The sequence below is a fragment of the Okeania sp. SIO2C9 genome (assembly GCF_010672455.1).
In the GTDB taxonomy this organism is placed as follows: Bacteria; Cyanobacteriota; Cyanobacteriia; order Cyanobacteriales; family Microcoleaceae; genus Okeania.
In genome coordinates, this window is the sequence record NZ_JAAHGO010000004.1 from 40873 (window position 1) to 60495 (window position 19623).

General features: G+C 35.7%; 17 protein-coding genes. 7 read left to right on the forward strand and 10 right to left on the reverse strand.

The genetic code is table 11. The annotated features are described in order from the left end of the window. Positions 1–197: 197 nt before the first annotated feature. The 6 genes from rpsU to F6K23_RS04415 all read left to right on the forward strand — a co-directional run bounded on the left by rpsU (position 198) and on the right by F6K23_RS04415 (position 7340). Positions 198–386 (forward strand): 30S ribosomal protein S21, encoded by a 189-nt coding sequence (gene rpsU / locus F6K23_RS04390; protein ID WP_011613894.1) that lies wholly within the window; start codon positions 198–200, stop codon positions 384–386. 759 nt (positions 387–1145) lie between these two features. After that, positions 1146–1826, forward strand: coding sequence for a deoxyribose-phosphate aldolase (gene deoC, locus F6K23_RS04395; RefSeq protein ID WP_293151114.1), 681 nt, complete (start codon positions 1146–1148; stop codon positions 1824–1826). A gap of 1731 nt (positions 1827–3557) precedes the next feature. Beyond that, positions 3558–4373, forward strand: coding sequence for a DNA repair protein RecO (gene recO / locus F6K23_RS04400; protein ID WP_293151117.1), 816 nt, complete (start codon positions 3558–3560; stop codon positions 4371–4373). Between the two features lie 173 nt (positions 4374–4546). Continuing rightward, positions 4547–5929: an MFS transporter gene (locus tag F6K23_RS04405; protein WP_293151120.1), complete on the forward strand. Its 1383-nt coding sequence runs from the start codon at positions 4547–4549 to the stop codon at positions 5927–5929. A 723-nt stretch (positions 5930–6652) separates the two neighbouring features. Next, positions 6653–6955, forward strand: coding sequence for a type II toxin-antitoxin system HigB family toxin (locus F6K23_RS04410; RefSeq protein ID WP_293151123.1), 303 nt, complete (start codon positions 6653–6655; stop codon positions 6953–6955). After that, positions 6939–7340, forward strand: coding sequence for a type II toxin-antitoxin system HigA family antitoxin (locus F6K23_RS04415; protein ID WP_293151126.1), 402 nt, complete (start codon positions 6939–6941; stop codon positions 7338–7340). Before F6K23_RS04410 ends, F6K23_RS04415 begins: the two co-directional genes overlap by 17 nt. Positions 7341–8902: 1562 nt before the next feature. Here the strand turns inward: F6K23_RS04415 and hemB are convergent. The 4 genes from hemB to F6K23_RS04435 form a co-directional block, all read right to left on the reverse strand. Beyond that, a complete protein-coding gene (gene hemB, locus F6K23_RS04420) occupies positions 8903–9907 on the reverse strand; it encodes a porphobilinogen synthase (RefSeq protein ID WP_293151129.1) in 1005 nt (334 codons plus the stop codon). A gap of 309 nt (positions 9908–10216) precedes the next feature. Further along, entirely contained in the window at positions 10217–10918 is a 702-nt protein-coding gene (locus F6K23_RS04425) for a PEP-CTERM sorting domain-containing protein (protein ID WP_293151132.1), read from the reverse strand. A gap of 281 nt (positions 10919–11199) precedes the next feature. Continuing rightward, positions 11200–11463, reverse strand: a complete 264-nt coding sequence (locus F6K23_RS04430) for a hypothetical protein (protein ID WP_293151135.1) — start codon at positions 11461–11463, stop codon at positions 11200–11202. A gap of 17 nt (positions 11464–11480) precedes the next feature. Next, positions 11481–12650 (reverse strand): FAD-dependent oxidoreductase, encoded by a 1170-nt coding sequence (locus F6K23_RS04435; protein ID WP_293151138.1) that lies wholly within the window; start codon positions 12648–12650, stop codon positions 11481–11483. 1060 nt (positions 12651–13710) lie between these two features. Here F6K23_RS04435 and F6K23_RS04440 point away from each other — a divergent pair. Next, complete coding sequence (locus tag F6K23_RS04440; protein ID WP_293151140.1) at positions 13711–14070, forward strand: Uma2 family endonuclease; 360 nt, start codon at positions 13711–13713, stop codon at positions 14068–14070. Between the two features lie 358 nt (positions 14071–14428). Here F6K23_RS04440 and F6K23_RS04445 read toward each other — a convergent pair whose 3' ends face one another. The 6 genes from F6K23_RS04445 to F6K23_RS04470 form a co-directional block, all read right to left on the reverse strand. Next, entirely contained in the window at positions 14429–15160 is a 732-nt protein-coding gene (locus F6K23_RS04445; protein ID WP_293151144.1) for a metallophosphoesterase, read from the reverse strand. 589 nt (positions 15161–15749) lie between these two features. Continuing rightward, complete coding sequence (locus F6K23_RS04450; RefSeq protein WP_293151147.1) at positions 15750–16565, reverse strand: metallophosphoesterase; 816 nt, start codon at positions 16563–16565, stop codon at positions 15750–15752. Between the two features lie 721 nt (positions 16566–17286). Then, on the reverse strand, positions 17287–18054 hold the full coding sequence (locus tag F6K23_RS04455; protein ID WP_293151150.1) for a GTP-binding protein: 768 nt from the start codon (positions 18052–18054) through the stop codon (positions 17287–17289). A gap of 196 nt (positions 18055–18250) precedes the next feature. Then, positions 18251–18517 carry an RNA-guided endonuclease TnpB family protein gene (locus F6K23_RS04460; RefSeq protein ID WP_293151153.1) on the reverse strand — a complete coding sequence of 89 codons (267 nt, stop codon included), beginning with the start codon at positions 18515–18517 and terminating at the stop codon, positions 18251–18253. A 19-nt stretch (positions 18518–18536) separates the two neighbouring features. Continuing rightward, positions 18537–18881 carry a transposase gene (locus F6K23_RS04465; RefSeq protein WP_293151156.1) on the reverse strand — a complete coding sequence of 115 codons (345 nt, stop codon included), beginning with the start codon at positions 18879–18881 and terminating at the stop codon, positions 18537–18539. Beyond that, positions 18812–19393 (reverse strand): transposase, encoded by a 582-nt coding sequence (locus F6K23_RS04470; protein ID WP_293151159.1) that lies wholly within the window; start codon positions 19391–19393, stop codon positions 18812–18814. Before F6K23_RS04470 ends, F6K23_RS04465 begins: the two co-directional genes overlap by 70 nt. Between the last annotated feature and the right edge of the window lie 230 nt (positions 19394–19623).

Below are 19623 nucleotides of genomic sequence, written 5' to 3' on the forward strand. Positions count from 1 at the left end.
GACCATTTCCTTCTTCCTTATTTAAAGATTAGATAATTTATGCTAATATACTAAAACTTGAAATGTTAGAGCTATTTGGAGTAGTAGCCACAATTGGCTAACCTTGCTTTCTATTAATTGAACTAGCAAAGAATAACTGCTTTTGCTCCACAAAACAAAAATAAAGTAAAAATATCTATTAGGAGGATAATGCATAGATGACCCAAGTGATACTAGGAGAAAATGAAGGAATTGAATCTGCATTACGTCGATTTAAACGACAAGTTTCTCAAGCTGGAATATTCCCAGATATGAAAAAACATCGCCACTTTGAGACACCCATTGAAAAACGGAAGCGTAAAGCAATGGCTCTACAAAAACAAAGGAAAAGACGTTCCCGTTATTAATCTTTATTGCTTTATTGTAATTTGAATTTGTTGTCAATTAGTGTCTTTCTAAGTCTATTAGTCATTAAGAAGCTGTTAAGATAACTTTTGTTGAGACGCCTGGGTGCGTCTCCCTGACACTACTAACAAAAAAAGAACTAAACATCAGCAATTACTAATATATTTGGTGAGGTACAAAATTATAACTTTTAGGCAACAAGCTACAGTAAATAAAAAGATAATTGTACCTCACCTATGGTGAAAAACCCTATATCTTAATTTTGCCCCCCTAGCCCCCCAACTTTGGGGGGGACAAGAGTCAATTTGCTTCTAAAAGTCCCCCAATTTTGGGGGATTTAGGGGGCTTGTATGTAGAAATGGGACTTCTCAGACAACCTCTTATAACTAACCATTTTCTGCTAAATTAATATTAATTTAAAAATTGAATTTGACCGAATAATTAATAATTAATAATTAAATAATTCTGGTTTAAAGCCTCCCCTTTTAAGGGAAAAAGCTGTCGAGGGATGGCGAGGTCTCCTCGCCATATCCAATCGACCAAGAGAAAAGAGAATATTCCTTATATTCAATTCCGTAATGGTTAAAACCGGAGGTAATTATTAATTATCCATTATCCATTATCAACAGGACTTACGCACGGACACTAAACCTAGTTAGGGCGAATGCCATTTGCCCCTACATATGCCGTTTTCAAGGTGAATTTGCGTAAGTCCTGATCAATTATCCATTAATGAAACTATATTTTGGGAGAGAAAAAAAATGGCTGTATATCAGCCGGAACTTATAGATATTCCCCCTTTTATTGACCACTCTTTATTAACAATTACCGCAACCCCAGAACAAGTTTCAAAATTCTGTACGGACGCTGAAAAATTTAAGTTTCCATCAGTTTGCGTATATCCTTACTACGTCAAACAAGTAGCCGAATTTCTCCATGGCAAACATCCAAAAGTTTGTACTGTGATTGGTTTTCCTCATGGTCAAACTACTGGTATAGCTAAATTATATGAAGCTTCAGTAGCTGTAGAAAATGGCGCTTCAGAATTAGATGTGATGATTAATTTGAGTCAAATCAAAACAGGCCAAACTAATGAATTACATCAGGAAATTGCCGAAATTTCTGAGGAAACTGGTAAAGCAGTTAAGGCCATTTTAGAAATGGCATTACTTACAGAAGCAGAAAAGCGATTAGCGACAGAAGTTTTAATGGATTCTGGTGTGGCCTTTATTGTTACTAATACAGGATGGTATGGTGGAGCAACGGTGGCGGATGTGCAACTGCTCAAGGAAATGACCAAGACTAATGTGGGAATTAAAGCTGCTGGAGGAATTAAAAGTTATGAGCAAGCAGTGGATCTAATTTCTGTGGGTGCTACTCGGTTAGGTACATCTCGTGGTCTAGAATTGCTTAAACAACAAAAGGACAAATCTGGATATTGACATTCTCAGCAGTGTGAGAGGTGTGGGGAGTGTGGGACGTGTGGGACGTGTGGGACGTGTGGGGAGATGAAGAAATATTTGGCAATGGCGCTCTGATAGAACATTTTTTGATCTGAATTAAACGGATTTGATATAATTATTATTTATTAAAATTGCGTATCGCATCTGGAAAATATCGATAAACTCTATATTTAGTGTAGCACTATAGTTTGTACTTTGTACATATAGTGTTTTGGCTCAAATTTGACGAAGAGAAAGCGATCGCTATTATGCTGATATACCAGTCAGAGGAAAAAGTCTAGACACATCAAAAGTGGAAAACTCAGATAATTCCAGATTTTTCCTTCGCATTCTAGATAACTAATCCCTTTGTTCCAGATTTTTTGATGATTTGATTATATTTAATTGTCTGGATATGATATATTTAGCGACTATTTAAATTTGGCATCGCATCTGGAAAATATAGATAAACTCTATATCTAGTGTAGCACTATAGTTTGTACCTGGTATATATAGTGTTTTGCCTAAATTTGAGGAAGAGAAAGCGACCGCTATGATGCTGATATAGCAGTCAAAGGAAAAAGTCTAGATATAATATAATTAGCGACTATTTAAATTTGGCATCGTATCTGGAAAATATAGATAAACTCTATATTTAGTGTAGCACTATAGTTTGTACTTGGTATATATAGTGTTTGGGCTCAAAATAGACGAAGAGAAAGCGATCGCTATTATGCTGATATAGCAGTCAAAGGAAAAATTCTAGACATCTCAAAAACTGAAAACTCAGATAATTCCAGATTTTTCCTTCGCATTCTAGATAACTAATCCCTTCCTGGCTGATTTTTTGATGATTTGATTATATTTAATTGTCTGGATATGATATAATTAGCGACTATTTAAATTTGGCATCGCATCTGGAAAATATAGATAAACTCTATATTTAGTGTAGCACTATAGTTTGTACTTGGTATATATAGTGTTTTGCCTAAATTTGAGGAAGAGAAAGCGATCGCTATTATGTTGATATAGCAGTCAAAGGAAATTGTCTAGATATATCAAAAGCTGAAAACTCAGATAATTCCAGATTTTTCCTTCGCATTCTAGATAACTAATCCCTTTGTTCGAGATTTTTTGATGATTTGATTATATTTAGTTGTCTGGATATGATATAATTAGTGACTATTTAAATTTGGCATCGCATCTGGAAAATATCGCTAAACTCTATATTTAGTGTATCACTATAGTTTGTACTTGGTATATATAGTGTTTTGCCTCAAAAATAGACGAAGAGGAAGCGATCGCTATTAGCTGATATAGCAGTATAAGGAAAGGGTGCAGACACATAGGGTATTCAGTGGTCTATGAAATACATTAGGGAGCAGGAAGTAGAGAGTAGTAGTGTGAAAGAATTGATGAATAAGAGTGCAATAATTGATTTGATTTTTGATTATTGGAGATACCTATTTCAACAATTAATAATTAATAATGAATAATGAATAATTACCTCTCCTTGAAAAGAAGAGAATTGACTCAAAGGAAATTTTTTATTTATTATCCCATTAACAGGGGAGGCTTTAAACCAAAATTTTTCGGTAATTAAATATTATTGATATCCTGACTTCTGACTTCTGACTTTTGACTTCTAACTTCTTCTTCACTTTTGACTTTTGACTTCTAAACTTCTTCTTCCTTCTTCCCTCTTCCTTCTTCCTTCTTCCTTCTTAAAATATGTCCCGAACCTACAAAGCAACTGGAATAAATCTTAAAGCTATACCCATAGGCGAATCAGACCGTTTATTAACCATTTTGACTCCAGAATATGGTTTGATTCGAGTAGTGGCACCAGGAGTGAGGAAGCCAAAATCAAAATTGGGGGGCAGAAGTGAACTATTTGTCGTAAATCAATTATTAATTTCCCAAGGGCGATCGCTTGATAGAATAAATCAAGCAGAAACTATATTATCCTACGCGGGTCTTAGTCAAAATCTAGGAAAACTAGCAGCAGGTCAATACTTAGCAGAATTAGTCCTCCATCAAGCCTTAAGCGAACATCCTCAAACAGAACTTTTCTATCTTCTCAGCGAACATTTGGAACGTATCGAAAAACTAAAAAATAAAACCGACCGCCTCTGGCATACCCAACTCATATCATATCTCGCTCATGGCATTTATCATCTATTAGCCATAGAAGGAATTGCCCCCCAAGTACAAATCTGTTGTATTACTGGACGTCCATTACAGCCAAATTTTAATCACCCTAATTGGCAAGTGGGATTCAGTATAGATTCAGGTGGAGCCATTAAACTTGCCGATAATTCTGTAATTTCATCTTCACAGCAGCAAGTTAGGATGAATACTATGCTAAATGCCAATCAACTTTCACTATTTCAACAGTTAGCTCAACCTCAGCTCAATGCTCAGGTAGAACTAACTTCTCATCAAGATTGGGTCATCCTTGAAAAACTTTTAAGAAAATATACTCAATATCATTTGGGTTACTCTATCCGCTCTGCGGCTCTTATTGATACATTTTTAAATGGATAATTGACAATTGATAATTGATAATTAATCCATTCGGTTTAAAGCCTCTCCTTTTAAGGAGAAAAAAGAAATCTGATTTATTTATATTTAATCCTCTCGGTTTTAACCAGAGATAATTATCCATTATTCATTATCCATTATCAATTGATGAAAATCTATAACTCCCTCAATAAAAAATGCAATTGTCTGATTCAGAGTTAAATACAACAGAAAAACAAGAAACACAACCAAAAGTAGACCCTATTTCATCTGCATCCTTAGCAGAAGACATGGAACCCGAACGTGGACTTTTGCCAGTACTGAAAAATGGTAAATTTTTAATCCTCTGGAGTGGTCAAGTATTTTCCCAACTTGCAGATAAAGTTTACCTCGTACTGACGATCGCTATTATTGCTAATCAATTCCAAGCAGCAGACCAAACTATAAGTAGATGGGTATCGGCAATTATGATTGCTTTTACTATTCCTGCGGTGCTATTTGGAGCTGGAGCTGGTGTCTATGTGGATAGGTGGCCGAAAAAGATAGTATTGGTGGCCACAAATTTACTAAGAGGAGGATTAGTTTTGATTCTGCCACTGATATTGTGGCTGTCTAACGATTTTAATCTAGGCAATTTACCTTTGGGATTTTGCTTAATGTTACTTTTAACTTTTCTAGTTTCTACCCTCACTCAATTTTTTGCCCCTGCTGAACAAGCGGTAATTCCTTTAATTGTGGAAAAGCGACATCTACTTTCGGCTAATTCTTTATATACAACTACTATGATGGCTTCTGTAATTATTGGCTTTGCAGTGGGGGACCCATTATTAGAGTTGGCTGATAGTTTAGTAAGCAAAATTGGTGTAGGGGAAGCTATTGGTAAAGAATTGGTTGTGGGAGGGAGTTACGCGATCGCTGGTTTATTACTAATTTTAATCAAAACTGGGGAACAGAAGGACTTAAGTGAAAGGGAACAACCTCATATTTTGGAAGACCTGGGGGATGGCCTAAATTACCTGAAAAATCATCTTCAAGTTCGTAACGCGATTATTCAACAAATCATTTTATTTTCTATTTTTGCAGCTTTGGCAGTTTTAGCTGTACGTTTGGCAGAGATTATTCCTGGTATGGAGGCTGAAGAATTTGGATTTTTATTAGCTGCTGCTGGTATAGGTATGGCTATGGGCGCTGGAATAGTGGGTCAACTTGGGCATTGGTTATCCCATTTTCAACTTAGTCTGATTGGATCTATAGGAATGGCAAGTTCTTTAGTTGGTTTGTCTATATTTAACCAACAGTTGTGGGTGAGTATGGGTTTGATTGGTCTTTTGGGAATGTTTGGTGCAATAGTGGGAGTGCCGATGCAAACTACTGTTCAAGCTGAAACTCCTGAAGAAATGCGGGGTAAGGTATTTGGTCTCCAGAATAATGCGGTTAATATTGCTTTAAGTTTACCTTTGGCTTTAGCGGGAGTTGCAGAAACTTTTTTGGGTTTATCAACTGTTCTTCTTGGGTTGGCAGGGGTGGCAATATTAGCAGGTGTTTTCTTCAGTTTCTTTTCTATAACAACTTTTGAATAATTGTCATTTCAGTTATCAGTTAGGAGTGGGTAGGGACGTTGCATGCAACGTCCGCACAGGGAGAAGTAATATCATTTTTGGAAAACACTAACTATAAAGTCATTGCGACTGTAACGCAGTGAAAGGAAGCAATCTCAAACCCCTGAGATATCTCTTCCATCTATACCCTAATCATAACTATTCAACCAAACATGATATAAAAAGTAAGAATAATTAACATTAACTTGGCTATTTTTAGCAAAAAAATTATTCTACCTGTTTTGATTAATTAATAACTGAAGTCTTACCGAATAATTAATAATTAATAATTAAATAATTCTGGTTTAAAGCCTCCTCTTTTAAGGGAAAAAAAGCGGTTGAGGGATGGCGAGGTCCCCTCGCCATATCCAATCAACCAAGAGAAGAAATAATATTTCCTTATCTTCCATCCTCTAGGTTTTAACCAGAGGTAATTATTAATTATCCATTAATGAACCAAGTATAGCATTACTTTTAGGAACTGGTATAATAAGACGTACCTTCGACAAAAAAAGATACAGCAGATTCCAAGTATATGAAATATATAACCCATGTGGTATTTTTTCTTAAAATACAAAGGTTTCAGGAAAGCCGTCTTCAGGCTCCTAAAAACTATAAGGGTTTAGGAAGCTGAAAAATTGACTGCCAGAATCATAAAACTCGGATGGGTACTACTTGTTAAATAGAACCCATAGGAAATTATAAATGCACCTAATTTCAATCCGTAATCTCCGTGCCGATCTAGCACCACATCAGCATGATGTTCAAAACCAAGTTAATGCTTGGTACGCAACTGTTAAAAGTGCTGAGTGGAAAAATTTAGAAGAAGTTCGCAGAATTTATCGAGATGCTGAAGCTGTAGGAAATTTTACGGTTTTTAATATTAAAGGAAATAGTTACCGTTTGATTGTTGGAATTAATTACGAAAATCAAACTATTTACTATAAATACTTTTTAACCCATGCTGAATATGACAAGAACAAGTGGAAAGATGACCCTTACTTTTGACGAGATATATTATCGTGATTTACTAATCAAATTTACTCCAAAAGTTATAGAAACAGAACTAGAATACGAAGCGTATTTGGCAGTATTAGAAGAGTTGACTTTTGCTAAAAATCTTACCCAGGAGGAAAAAGCTCTATATAAATTGTTAGTTTTGTTAATAGAAAACTATGAAACTGAAAATTATCCGATGACACCGGTAGAGCCTTACGAAATTTTACAGCATTTAATAGTAGCAAGCGGAATTAGTCAACAAGATTTAGTGGGAATTATTGGTTCTGATGAGGTAGTTTCTCAGCTTATGGATGGTAAACTTTCTTTGAATAACTGGCAGTCAAAAGCTCTAGCAGATTATTTCCAAATCTCTCCAACTATTTTTCAATTGTAGGTCTTAAGTAGTCGTGCAAAATTAATTTCCTAGTTGAAAGAGGGAACAGGGAACAGGGAACAGGAAGAAAAATTGATAATTTCTCGATAAGATTGGATATTTATAGTAAGATGTTCAATTAATTTTGCATAAGCAGAACCTATCCCACTAATAAGATTTTTGCTAAAAACTCTAAATATTTTGAGAGTTAAAAACCAAAAATTCAGTTTTTTAAACAGATTTTACTTAAAGAAATAAGTTTGTTAAAAATAGTGGGATAGGTTCATAAGTACTTAGTTATATCATGTCCGCTGGTATCGTTTGTGTAAAACCAAGGGTGAATATTTACAGGAAATTTACGTTTTTTCAAGCTTTTAAGCCTTCTTCCGTCTTCCTTCTTCCTTCTTCCTTACCTTCACTATACAATAACGATGCTACCGGACATGATATTAATGGATAAAGTTGATTTCGATAGATTTTCCTGCATACCATATAATTGCAAATACGTCAAACGAGCGTATAGGTAACTTGGAAAAATTAGTTCGTCATCCTTAAATCAATATGAGGCGATCGCCTGTCTAAGCAACGAAATAACAAGTGTTTCAGGCTTTAAAATCTTTTTAGGTAATATAACTCCCTTGGATCTTAATTTGTTGATTTTATCATGGAAAAGCTGAAACTATTGAAACTATGTTGGCGATTTCAGGAAATTTTTCCTATTTTTTGTCAGAGATTGATGACAAAGTTTAAAATTTTAAAATCAGAAGTTCAGATTGATAATTAAAACTTTTCACAAGTAGCGATCGCTAAAATAAGCAACGAGGACTATAGTTATTTCCAGAGGAACAGTAGTTAACGAAAAACTTCGACAAACCTTGTTGTTAAAGTTTCAATTTAATAGAAGTAGGCAACAGGCAAATTTTTAGGAAATAGGAAATTAAGTCTGTTCAGCAAATGTTAACCTGGGGGCATTACAGGGATAATAGGTGTTTCAGGCTGTAAAATCTTTTAAGGTAATAAATACCCTTGGATTATTCTTTGCTTATATTATTATGCTGGTGAGTACAAAGTTCTTCTAAAATAATGATTAGCTTTTAAGGCTGAAAGTATTACTGGAAAATGCTTACAGCACTTACCGAATAATTAATAATTAGGGTCTTGCTGAAAAAGTCTTTTTTAAGAAGTAGGGGAGCGGGGGAGTAGGGGAGTAGGAGAGAATTTTCTTGCCCAACTATGCGCTAAAAATTCGCTCCTTTTTGAGCATGAAGAGCTGAAAACCATGTATTTTTTCAATACCTAAAAAGTCTAAAACCTTTATATGGTAATTATTTGATATTTATTCAGCAACCCCTAATTAGTAATTAAATAATTCTAGTTTAAAGCTTCCCCTTTTAAGGGAAAAAAAGTGCTAGGATATTTCCTTCTTTTCAATCCTCTCGGTTTTAAGCAGAGGTAATTATCAATTATCCATTATCAATTAATGAAAGTTCTTTGGGAAAAGTTTCTAACCTTGAAACTGCTGAAAGACCTATCTAGCAATAGTGATTCCAAGAACTTTGTACTGCCTAAATTGGAATTTTTCCCTACTTCAGAATTAATGCAACTTCCTTAGCAAAATAAGTCAAAATTAAATCCGCACCAGCTCGTTTCATACTGGTTAAAGTTTCCAACATTACCTTTTTTTCATCTATCCAACCCTTCTGACCAGCAGCTTTAATCATGGCATATTCCCCACTAACGTTATAAGCAGCTACAGGTAGATTTGTTGTCTTTTTTACCTCACAAATAATATCTAAATAAGCAAGCGCTGGCTTAACCATCACCATATCTGCACCTTCGGCAATATCCAAAGCCACCTCTTTGATGGCCTCCCTAGCATTAGCAGGGTTCATTTGATAAGTCTTTTTGTCCCCAAATTTTGGTGCAGAATCTAAAGCATCCCGAAACGGACCATAATAAGCTGAGGCATATTTAGCAGAGTAAGCAAGTATTCCGACATCGAAGTATTCAGCAGCATCCAGAGCTTTGCGAATCGCTCCAATACGCCCATCCATCATATCTGAGGGAGCAACAATATCGGCACCTGCTTCGGCCTGAGATAGTGCTTGTTTGACCAAAACTTCTACAGTAGGGTCGTTGAGAATGACTCCATTTTCCCCCACAATACCGTCATGACCTTCACTAGAATAGGGGTCGAGGGCTACATCAGTAATTACGACAATATCTGGTATTGTTTGTTTAATCGCCCTTACAGTTCTTTGTATTAATCCTTCTGGGTTGTAGCTTTCGGTGCCAAGGTTGTCTTTTTTAGCTTCCTCAACTAGGGGGAATAAAGCGATCGCATTAATTCCTAAATTATAAGCATCCTCTATTTCTTTGAGCAGTAAATCTAGAGTATAGCGATAACTTCCTGGCATCGAAACAACCTCGACTTTTTGCCCTTCTCCCTCCATCACAAACAATGGATAAATTAGATCGTTGACTGTCAACTGGGTTTCCTCAACCATACGTCGCAAAGCAGGAGTGCGACGGAGACGACGGGGACGCTGTACGCCGGGAAATTCTGTGGACAAATTTGCTTCTGTCATGGGTAGATTACTTAACCTAATAATTTTTATAGTCTTTAATAATAATCAAAAATTCACATCTAGTCAATGGAGATTAGGGAGCTACAAAAAGTCAGGATTTTCAGCAGAGAAGGGCGGAAAAATCAAGGGGGACGGCAGGAATTTTCAATAGAGTTATTCACCACAAATAGAAAATATTCCATGGCATAAATAAATTTGAGAGATACACCTAACACTTTCGGGTGAATCTCTCTAAAATCAAATATTTTTAGGTATAATTAAGTTGGGTATTTTAAAGTGACGTAGGTTTGCCAGAAATTAGAGCTGAACCTACACTTCTTTTTTTTGATTACGTTTTAACAAAGAAAATGCTCCACAAGCAGTAGTAAATAAGCTTAATATAGTTGTTGGCTCTGGAGTAGAAGCAGTCAACTCAACATTATCAATTAAAAGTCCAGAATTAACTATAGTATCTCCTACGTTTACAACTCCAAATCCTAGGGTGTAATTTGCAGTCTCAGAAAAGGTAAAAGAAAAGCTTTGATATCCTGTCTCTTCAGAGACAGGAGTCATGGAAGTAACAAAATTAGAGTTAGTATCAGCTAAAAGCTCTAAGCTTGTAATAGAAACAAAGGCAGAATCGTTAAAAAATTCCTCAGGAGTAAATTCATTTGTTAAAAAGTTAAAATCAAAAGTTAGAGTATCTCCAGCTTCTGCAAAAATAGTTTGCTTGATACCAGAACCTATAGTAGCGTCAATGTTTAATGAACTGTCGATATCTCCTAAACCCAAACCAAGGAAAGCTTCAAGCTCAGATTCTGAAACTCCAAAATCACTATTCATTAACGCATTGAAATTACCATCTGAAGGTGCTGTACCAAAACTACTGTCTTCTATACTTGTATCTCCAATTGTACTCCATCCAGTGAAACCGTTTTCAAAACTACCATTTACAATTGCACTAGCACCAGAAAAAGTAGATAAAGTAGCTAGTGTAGCACTAGCAGTAGCGATTGAAACCTTTTTGAACATAATTCAATTCTTTTGTAAAATTTATTTTTATTGCCTAGAACCATAATCTACACCCCCCGAAAATTATGCAACCCCTTCTGGCTCAACTTTACAGAATCTTTAAATTTTTCTTAAGATGTTTTTGGCGATTAAAATCAGTGGAATTAATTATTAGATAACAGTTTGAGGTATCTATCTATGGCAAGAGGGATTATGAAGTTTTGATGAAGCAAAATTAGATAATACATCCGGGAAGTTTTGGAGTGCTAAGATCGAATGTTCATCAAAATAGCTTCACCTTATCACGGGGAGTACGTCAAAGTTCTAAAGGAAACTTCATTAGTACCAGGATTATAAAGAGTATAGGTAGCATTTCCCGGCAAACTTCCCACATTACCTACTCCTATAACCTGACGGAGTGTTGTCAAAGTTTGAGTAGATGATGTTGTCTCAAGAGCACCTACTTCAGCTCCCAACTTTGTCACCCCACTATTCACCGAACCATTTTCCAACTGATATTTAAAAGCTAAACCAGACCGACCACAAAATAAAAATAAGATTAGCATTCTTCATTAAAACCTTTCTAAACTGAATAAGCAGTGTAAATAGTTTGTAAGGCTCTTTGCACAACATCTTCATCTGAAAGTGCCGATAAAGCTAAAGCTGGTGGCCCCCCATTTAAAACCATAATGATAGGTTCTTTAATGTATGGATAAAGATTAAACCATTGGTTAAACTGCCCCCGAGGAAGATCGTTTTCTGGAGTTAATATCCAGGTAGTTGATAAATCCCAGAATGGCCGATCGAATAACAAATAAACTTTGTCTAAAGTCCCCATTCCGAGTCGATCGATAGCTCGCTGCTTATTTTTAGGCAATACAGGATTGAACTTGATATCTCCTCTTTTGAGTACACCAAGGGGAACTGTGACCAAAACCGCATCAAAAGATTGATTATTAATTTTCTCAAAACCCAGTGTCACCCCTTTTTGAGTTCTCGAAATTTCCTTAACCAGTGTATTCAATTTAATTTTGTAGTCTCCCTTGAAGGCTGCCAAAATACCTGCGTATCCATCTGGGAATATGACATCGGGACCATCATAGTCGTTCACGAAGAGATAAGCCCACTGATTGATTTGATCTTCATTTGTTCCAGCCGTGTGCTGGATACTAACGACATTTTCCAACCATCCTGGGGCATCGCGGTCCCTAATTTTACGCCCACCACGTCCTCGAATAATGTAATCCTCTTTTTCCGTTTGGATAAGTCGCTGACCTAGCCCCTCGGCCAAATCCACAAGGGGGTTTCCGTTTATCCCATGAATCCAACTAGCTCCCAGTTCCAATGGTACTCCCAGTCGTTCATCTGTCCAGATCCGTCCCCCAATGCGATCGCGTGCTTCAAACACAGTAACTTCTCGACTATTTGTGGAAAGTTTATGTGCTGAAGCAAGGCCGCTCATTCCCGCACCAATAATTGCAATCCTATCAGCACTACCTTGCAAAATTGAGTTAGCTGCCCGAATACCGGATTCGTAGGCAGCATGAACTGTACTGTTGTAGTTTGGAAAAGTAGCTTCACCAGCAAAAAATATCTTCTTGTCAATGGGTTGCTCCAGGGCACGAATGTCACTGCGCGAAGCTCCCTTTGGGATGTGTGAATATGAGCCATAAGTGTAGGGATCGCGGCTCCAATTGGTTCGGATGTAGCCCAGAAGTTTTTGGTTTTTTGCCTGAAAATTGTGCCAGGGCAAGAAATTCAAAAGTAAGCCACTTGTAACTCCATGTAGTAATAATCGTCGATTCATTTTTAGCTAGATTTATCACAGGATCATTAGTTACTTTAGCCTAAATTTGATAAATCAGGACTTACGCAAATTGACTTTTAAACCACCACCTGTAGGGGCGAATGGCATTCGCCCTCCCTATAAGTCCTGTAAATATTAAGTGTAGTCAAAAAAGTGTTTGGGGAGGGGTTGAGCGATCGCTTATCTGCTATAATTTTCCTTATTTAGATTCCACAAAATTCTCAATCTGTCGAACTACTGATTAGGGAGCTACAAAAAGTCAGCATTTTCAGCAGAGAAGGGCGGAAAAATCAAGAGAGAATGTTTTTTTCTATTGAGAACTTTGTACTGTCCAATAAAACAATAAAATTTGTACAACTTAATTTTTACATGAATCATAATGAAGAAAAAATTGATTCTTCTTTTAAAGAATATTTCCCTTATAGCTGAACAAAGAAAACAAAAACCAACCGCACAAAAAGAAAGTCAAAGATGGCTTGATAGTCTCATCAAAACCGAGTCAATCATTCTTTATGACTTGCAAGTAGGGGTAAATATAGCATACTTTTCTAGGCAAAGGCTTTTAAATCTTGACAGAAAAGCATTATAAAATTAGTTGGCACGCTCATTGCAGCTTCTCTAGTTTTAAGGCAAGCTAGTTATTTGGTATAAATATAATAGAGTTGAAAGAGAGTTGAGATGATAAGATAGCTCTTTAGGCTAATATTTAGGGCTTGCTGATTAAATATAAAAGTATTTACAGATAAAGGTTTTAGCCTTTTTGGGGTCGAAAAAAGTACACCTATTTCAGTCTAAAACGCTCAAAAAGTTAGTATTTTAGGCGCATAGTTGGGCAGAAAAATAAAGAGACAATTCTTACTCCTAACTCCTCTCAATTCCCTTTTCTCCTGTCTCCTGTCTCCTGTCTCCTACCCTCACCCATAAGATTTTTTCAGCAAACCCTATTTAGATTTTTTAGTCTGATATTCTAGATTAGTAACGAAATAACTATATCCCCTAAGTAAAAATGTTAACTATTGGAACACAAAAAAGCGATCGAATTAGCACAATTACTAATACAACTTGGGCTGAATATATTAGTTTAGACTTGCCCAGTAAACGAGTCTCATTTCGCAATGGAGTTATTACTATCGTGTCCCCAGGACGTAACCATGAATTGATTGGTGATTATATCAGGTTGATTATTTTGGCGTATTGTCGTAATCTTAATATTCCTGTTTTCACCTTTAATCAAACTACTCTTAAGGAAGAAGGAAAAGAAGGGAAAGAACCTGATGTAGCTTACTGTTTTGAAATAGACAATAGACTTGCCAGATTTGGCAGTAGAAATAAACCTAACATCAGGGAGTATAGACGATTTAACTAAATATCAATACTTAAAAATTCCTGAAGTTTGGCTATGGGAAAACAATAAAATTAGATTCTTTGTTTATGGTGATTCAGGATATTTAGAATTGAAAACAAGCAATTCTCTGCCTAACTTAAATAGCGATCGCGTGACAACAATTGTCAATAGTTGTTTTGGTAAAAGTGTTTTAGAAGTAGAAAATTATTTCCGTTAAAGCTTAATTAAAAAATCACAAAAATGAACCAAAATGATTATTTTTTTACTATCAGAATTGATAAATACAAAAGTTATCGCTGCCATAAAAACTTCTGATGGCGAGATTAATTGAAACTTAGAGCAGGAAGTCTAAATAGCAATATTTAAAATCTCCATCGCTTTAGTGTGGGGGGTACGTCAAAGTTCTAAAGGAAACTTCATTAGTATTAGGATTATAAAGAGTATAGGTAGCATTTCCGGGCAAACTTCCCACATTACCGACTCCTATAACCTGACGTGGTGTTCTCAAAGTTTGAGTAGATGATGTTGTCTCAATAGCACCTACTTCAGCTCCCAACTTTGTCACTCCACTATTCACCGAACCATTTTCCAACTGATATTTAAAAGCTAAACCAGACCTACCACAAAATAAATTATTAACGCCAAAACGCATTAATCTATCTAACATTTGTATCGGTGGAGTATCGGGAGTCAATTTATCGCTTACTCCCAGAGTGCTGCCGTGAATTAATAAACAGTCAAGTTCAGAAAAACCAAAAGGCAAATTTCTCAACCATTCTACTGTTTCTCTATCCACATTATCCCATAATTTTTTCACACTATCTATGCCATATTCTGCTATTAATTCTGTCGGTTCAGCTGTGGTAGTTAATCCATGTAAAATCAAACATTGTTCTTCCCACCATCCCGTACAAATTTGGGGTATAAGTTCATTTTTTTTGGGATAACGTACTCGCTCTACTAATTTTTTGCAATCTATATTTAGCCCGACTAAATCTCCTAAAATATATAAAGATTCCACATAATATTTCTGTTTTTTAATATCAGCAAGTACAGCTTCATAAGCTGTGATGTTTCCTTGGATTCCAGTTAAAATTGCCCAATAATTCATATAATTTTTTGCTTTTTTTTAGGTTAGATGATAATGAATAATGAATAATGAATAATGAATAATGGATAATTACCTCTGGTTAAAACCGTTATTGATCGAATAAGCTGTTAAGCATTTAAACGATGTATTGTGATTTTTAGCAAAATCACCAAATATTTGCTGTACGAGACTTTTACTTGAATTATCTATTTTTAAAATAGGCAATCTAAATGGTTAACCGCTTATAAGAAAATATGATTTCTTCTCTTGGTCGATTGGATATGGCGCAGGTTTCCTTGCCATTCCACCCTACGGGAAGCTCCGCTAACAACCGCTTTTTTTCCCCTTAAAAGGGGAAGCTTTAAACCAGAATTATTCAATTATCATTTATTCATTACTAGACAGTGCAAAGTTCTTAGAATAACTATTGCTAGCTAAGGCTTTCAGCGATATAAAGGTTCAAAACTTTTTATTCAGAGCTGTAAGTACTATAAGCCTTTTTCAGTAATATTTTCAGTCTTCAAAGCTAATAGTTTTTTTGCATAACTTTGTACTCTCCAGTATTAATAATTAATAATTAATTATTAATTATTAATTATTAATTATCTTTTTATCTTTCACATATATGAGTAGGATCGTCAGCTTTTTCAGCAAACTCTAAACCCCTAGCCAAACGCCAAGCAAAAATTTCTGGCAACCCCTTATTAACTATAGCTTCACAAGTAAGTTGATAATTGTATGGAATCTCTCGAATATTTACTTCTCCTGTTTCATTGTCATAAATAACATAAGTAGCATTCGGTCTGCCATGACGAGGTTCTCCTACAGAACCAACATTAACAATTTTTTTCAGAGGAGCAATACAACTGTTTGACTCTAAATTTTCGCTCCCAAAACTACTAACTTTAACTAATAATTGACCAGCATCAAGAGTCCGAACATAAGGCACATGAGTATGACCGCAAAACAATACATCAGCACCACTACTAATTACTCTTTCAACTGCTAAAAATCCATCTAAATCTGGCAATAAATATTCATGGTTACTATGAGGACTACCATGAACAAAACACATATTTTCCTCTTTCAAAGTATCAGGTAAAGAACTTAAATATTCTCGCGTTTCTGGATGAATTTCTCGATCAGTCCATTCGTGGGCTAACTTGCCACGTTTTTCTGCTAATAAAGAAGGATAACTACATTCACAAGAATTTAATCCCTCCACAATATCCTCATCCCAACAACCTAAAACCGTGGGAATATCTAAACTGCGAATTTGCTCGACAACCGCGTTAGGATGAGGACCATAACCAACCAAATCTCCCACACAGAAAATTTTCTCTGCTTTCTGTTTTTCTATATCTATTAATACAGAATTTAAAGCTTCGTAATTGCCATGAATGCAAGACATAACTGCGATTTTCATACTAATTCTTCCTCTTTCATTAATGGAATTCAAAAGTCAAAAGTCAAAAGTAAAAAGTAAAATTTTATAGCTCAAAACTTTAATGCTTCAGTAATTTTAGCAAATTAACAGAATTCAAAAGTTAAAAGTCAAAAGTCATGCATTATGATTTTATGGCTCAAAACTTTGATGCTTCAGTAATTTCAGCAAATTATTCGACATCTAAAGTTTGGAACTATTTGTAACATTCTTTTTTCAAATTGGCATAATGGATAATTACCTCTGTTTAAAACCGTTATTGATTGAATATAAGGAAATATTATTTCTTTTCTTGGTAGATTGGATATGGTTAGGAAACCCATCCATCCCACCCTACGGAAAGCTCCGAAGATAGACCGCTTTTTTCCTTTTAAAAGGGGAAGCTTCAAGGCGCGAATTGTTTTAATATTTAATTATTACAGCAGATTTTATCTTAGTATGGTACAGCTATGACAGCCTAGAAGGCTGTGTTACAAATAATATTTGTACAACATAAACTTGGAATCTGTTGTAATTATTTAACTAGACAGTACAAAGTTCTAGGAACAATTATTACTAGCTAAGACTTTCAGCTATCTAAAGGTGAGAAACTTTACATTGGAAACTTTAAGTGCTGTAAGCCTTTTCCAATAATACTGTCAGTATACTCTCCGATTCTAAATTCTCAATTCTAAATTTGTACTCTTCAGTATTTAATTATTAATTATTCATTATTCATTATTCCTAATGTTTCTTTCACTTGTTGTTGATAAGCTAAAATTGCTGTTTCTGGCAAACAACAATCTTGTAAACTTTCTGCCAAAGCTTTTTGATTTAAGTTATTACCAAAAACTTCAATTCCACTAAAACGTTCTGGTCTACCTTCTAGCCATCTTGGTAAATTTAATTCTTGATATTCAGTCTCTTTTCCTAGTACAAAATCAAAGTAAAAAGCACGTCCGTCAGCAATATCAAAAATTGCTTTGGCACGAATAATTTGACCATAAGCTCCAGCAGTTAATTCTTCATACCAAAACATATCTAAACTTGCCGGGTCGATGACTTGACCCTGGGTGGGCGATCGCCAGAATTGACAGTTATTAATATTACTTTCAATAGCATATCCTTCTACAGTTTGGTTCGCCCACTGATGCCATTCGCTATTTTCTGTTCCCGGTGGGATAATGGCAATACGACTGCTAGGAATGTTCTCAAGCAGTGATGACATTGCATTTAGCTCTAAATAAAATCCTAATTCAATGAAAGCAACTGTACTATTAGCAAGATATTCTAGGAGTTCTGACTGTTGAGCATCAGTAATAATTTTGAGATTGGGAAAATCTGTAGCAAGGCAAGTGTGGTCAATGGGAACATTGCCAGTACCGGGACTGAAATAAACAGCAGGACTATCTTTCGGGATTTGTTCCCGAATAAAACTTGTTTTGCCGACTCCCGGTGGGCCCGCTACTACAGTAATTATAGGTTTTGACATTTGGCGTTGGTAATTTGAGGTATGATATCATTTTCCGTTCTACTAAACTTACCCAAACTTACCCATACACGATAACCTCCGGTTAAGCGTAAGCTATCGCATAGGTTTTGGAGCTAGCTTCCTGCTTCACTGAAGACCACCGACCGCAGTCTGTAACTTATCTTCTCCACAGGCTTAAAATCGCTTGGAACTCAAGCTACTGATGCACATAGTTTTTCAAGTTGACAGCAGCATTAAAATCTCTATCAGCTTCAAAACCGCATTCACTACATTCATAAGTTCTCATACTTAAAGGCATTTTCTGTTGATGCCCACAGTTTGAACATATTTGAGAACTTGGATAAAATCTATCCGCTATGACTAATTCACTACCGTACCATTCACATTTGTATATAAGTTGACGTTTAAACTCATAAAAACCACAGTCTGCTATGGCACTTGCTAGTTTATGGTTTTTTAGCATTCCACTTACGTTTAAATCCTCAATTACTATGGTGCTGTGGTTTAAAGCTCGCCCATGTTGTGAGTTTATGTAGTGTATCTGCTCTGATATCAGCTACTTTTTTGTGTGATGAAGCTAGTTTTTTTACTGCTTTGGCTCTATTTTTTGTTTGCGTAGCATTCCGCAGTAAACCAGGTTCTTTTTTATTGACATGGCGTTGATAACGAGTTAATCGTTTTTGGGCTTGTTTGTAGGCTTTAACGTTAGCGTAGGTTGTTCCATCACTACAAGTTGCTAGAGAATTTATACCAACATCTACACCGATAACATCTCGTTTACTTGGTGCGCGTTCCGCAAGCGAGCTGTCGTCGTCGCGGGGTCGCATCCGCTTTTTGTAGTAGGGTTGGGTTGATAATCATATTTAAAACTAATATACCAATCACCTGCGCGTTTGGATATTCTCACATTTTTGACTGGTACAGAGGGTAAGATTTCATAAGTTTTTACTATTCCTATTCTTGGTAGTTTAATATAGTTTCCTTTCAGGATATTAATACTTCCTTCTAGATAGAAACTATCTTTTTTCCCTTTTTTCTTGAATCTAGGGAATCCACGTTGGGGAATAGTTAAAAAGTTTTTAAATGCCCTGTCTAAGTCTCTTAAAGCTTGCTGGGGGGCACACTTTGATACTTCATAATACCAAGGATTTTCACTTTTAACTTCAGCAATTAAACGTTTATGCAAAGTGATAGCACTAGGCCGTTTCTTAGTTGATTCGTACTTCTGTATACAAGTTGCTAATCCCCAATTATAAGCATGACGAGCTACACCTGCGTGTTTGGCAAGTATTGTTTTTTGGTAATTGTTAACTTTTAACTTGGTCTTGAAGTATTGCATTTGAACACGCACACCATGAAAAAAAGTCTTTGATTGTTAAGGATAATTTAAATGTATGATAGCAGATAATCAGCAGTTCTTCAAGATTTATTAACATTTGTCCAACTTTGTCCAATTATTTGGCTTCAGTAGTTAGCCCCTTCTAGGGGAGCTGCGCTAACGGATAAGAGCGTTATAGAACTCCATGACCTTTACGCGACCAAAAAACTTTCTCCTTCTACTATTCTTTC

What these genes read in the sequence shown, in the direction of transcription:
- rpsU (WP_011613894.1), top strand. Translation starts at nt 198, where the DNA reads ATGACCCAAGTGATACTAGGAGAAAATGAAGGAATTGAATCTGCATTA.
- deoC (WP_293151114.1), top strand. Translation starts at nt 1,146, where the DNA reads ATGGCTGTATATCAGCCGGAACTTATAGATATTCCCCCTTTTATTGAC.
- recO (WP_293151117.1), top strand. Translation starts at nt 3,558, where the DNA reads ATGTCCCGAACCTACAAAGCAACTGGAATAAATCTTAAAGCTATACCC.
- F6K23_RS04405 (WP_293151120.1), top strand. Translation starts at nt 4,547, where the DNA reads ATGCAATTGTCTGATTCAGAGTTAAATACAACAGAAAAACAAGAAACA.
- F6K23_RS04410 (WP_293151123.1), top strand. Translation starts at nt 6,653, where the DNA reads ATGCACCTAATTTCAATCCGTAATCTCCGTGCCGATCTAGCACCACAT.
- F6K23_RS04415 (WP_293151126.1), top strand. Translation starts at nt 6,939, where the DNA reads ATGACCCTTACTTTTGACGAGATATATTATCGTGATTTACTAATCAAA.
- hemB (WP_293151129.1), bottom strand. Translation starts at nt 9,907, where the DNA reads ATGACAGAAGCAAATTTGTCCACAGAATTTCCCGGCGTACAGCGTCCC.
- F6K23_RS04425 (WP_293151132.1), bottom strand. Translation starts at nt 10,918, where the DNA reads ATGTTCAAAAAGGTTTCAATCGCTACTGCTAGTGCTACACTAGCTACT.
- F6K23_RS04430 (WP_293151135.1), bottom strand. Translation starts at nt 11,463, where the DNA reads ATGCTAATCTTATTTTTATTTTGTGGTCGGTCTGGTTTAGCTTTTAAA.
- F6K23_RS04440 (WP_293151140.1), top strand. Translation starts at nt 13,711, where the DNA reads ATGTTAACTATTGGAACACAAAAAAGCGATCGAATTAGCACAATTACT.
- F6K23_RS04445 (WP_293151144.1), bottom strand. Translation starts at nt 15,160, where the DNA reads ATGAATTATTGGGCAATTTTAACTGGAATCCAAGGAAACATCACAGCT.
- F6K23_RS04450 (WP_293151147.1), bottom strand. Translation starts at nt 16,565, where the DNA reads ATGAAAATCGCAGTTATGTCTTGCATTCATGGCAATTACGAAGCTTTA.
- F6K23_RS04455 (WP_293151150.1), bottom strand. Translation starts at nt 18,054, where the DNA reads ATGTCAAAACCTATAATTACTGTAGTAGCGGGCCCACCGGGAGTCGGC.
- F6K23_RS04460 (WP_293151153.1), bottom strand. Translation starts at nt 18,517, where the DNA reads ATGCTAAAAAACCATAAACTAGCAAGTGCCATAGCAGACTGTGGTTTT.
- F6K23_RS04465 (WP_293151156.1), bottom strand. Translation starts at nt 18,881, where the DNA reads ATGCGACCCCGCGACGACGACAGCTCGCTTGCGGAACGCGCACCAAGT.
- F6K23_RS04470 (WP_293151159.1), bottom strand. Translation starts at nt 19,393, where the DNA reads ATGCAATACTTCAAGACCAAGTTAAAAGTTAACAATTACCAAAAAACA.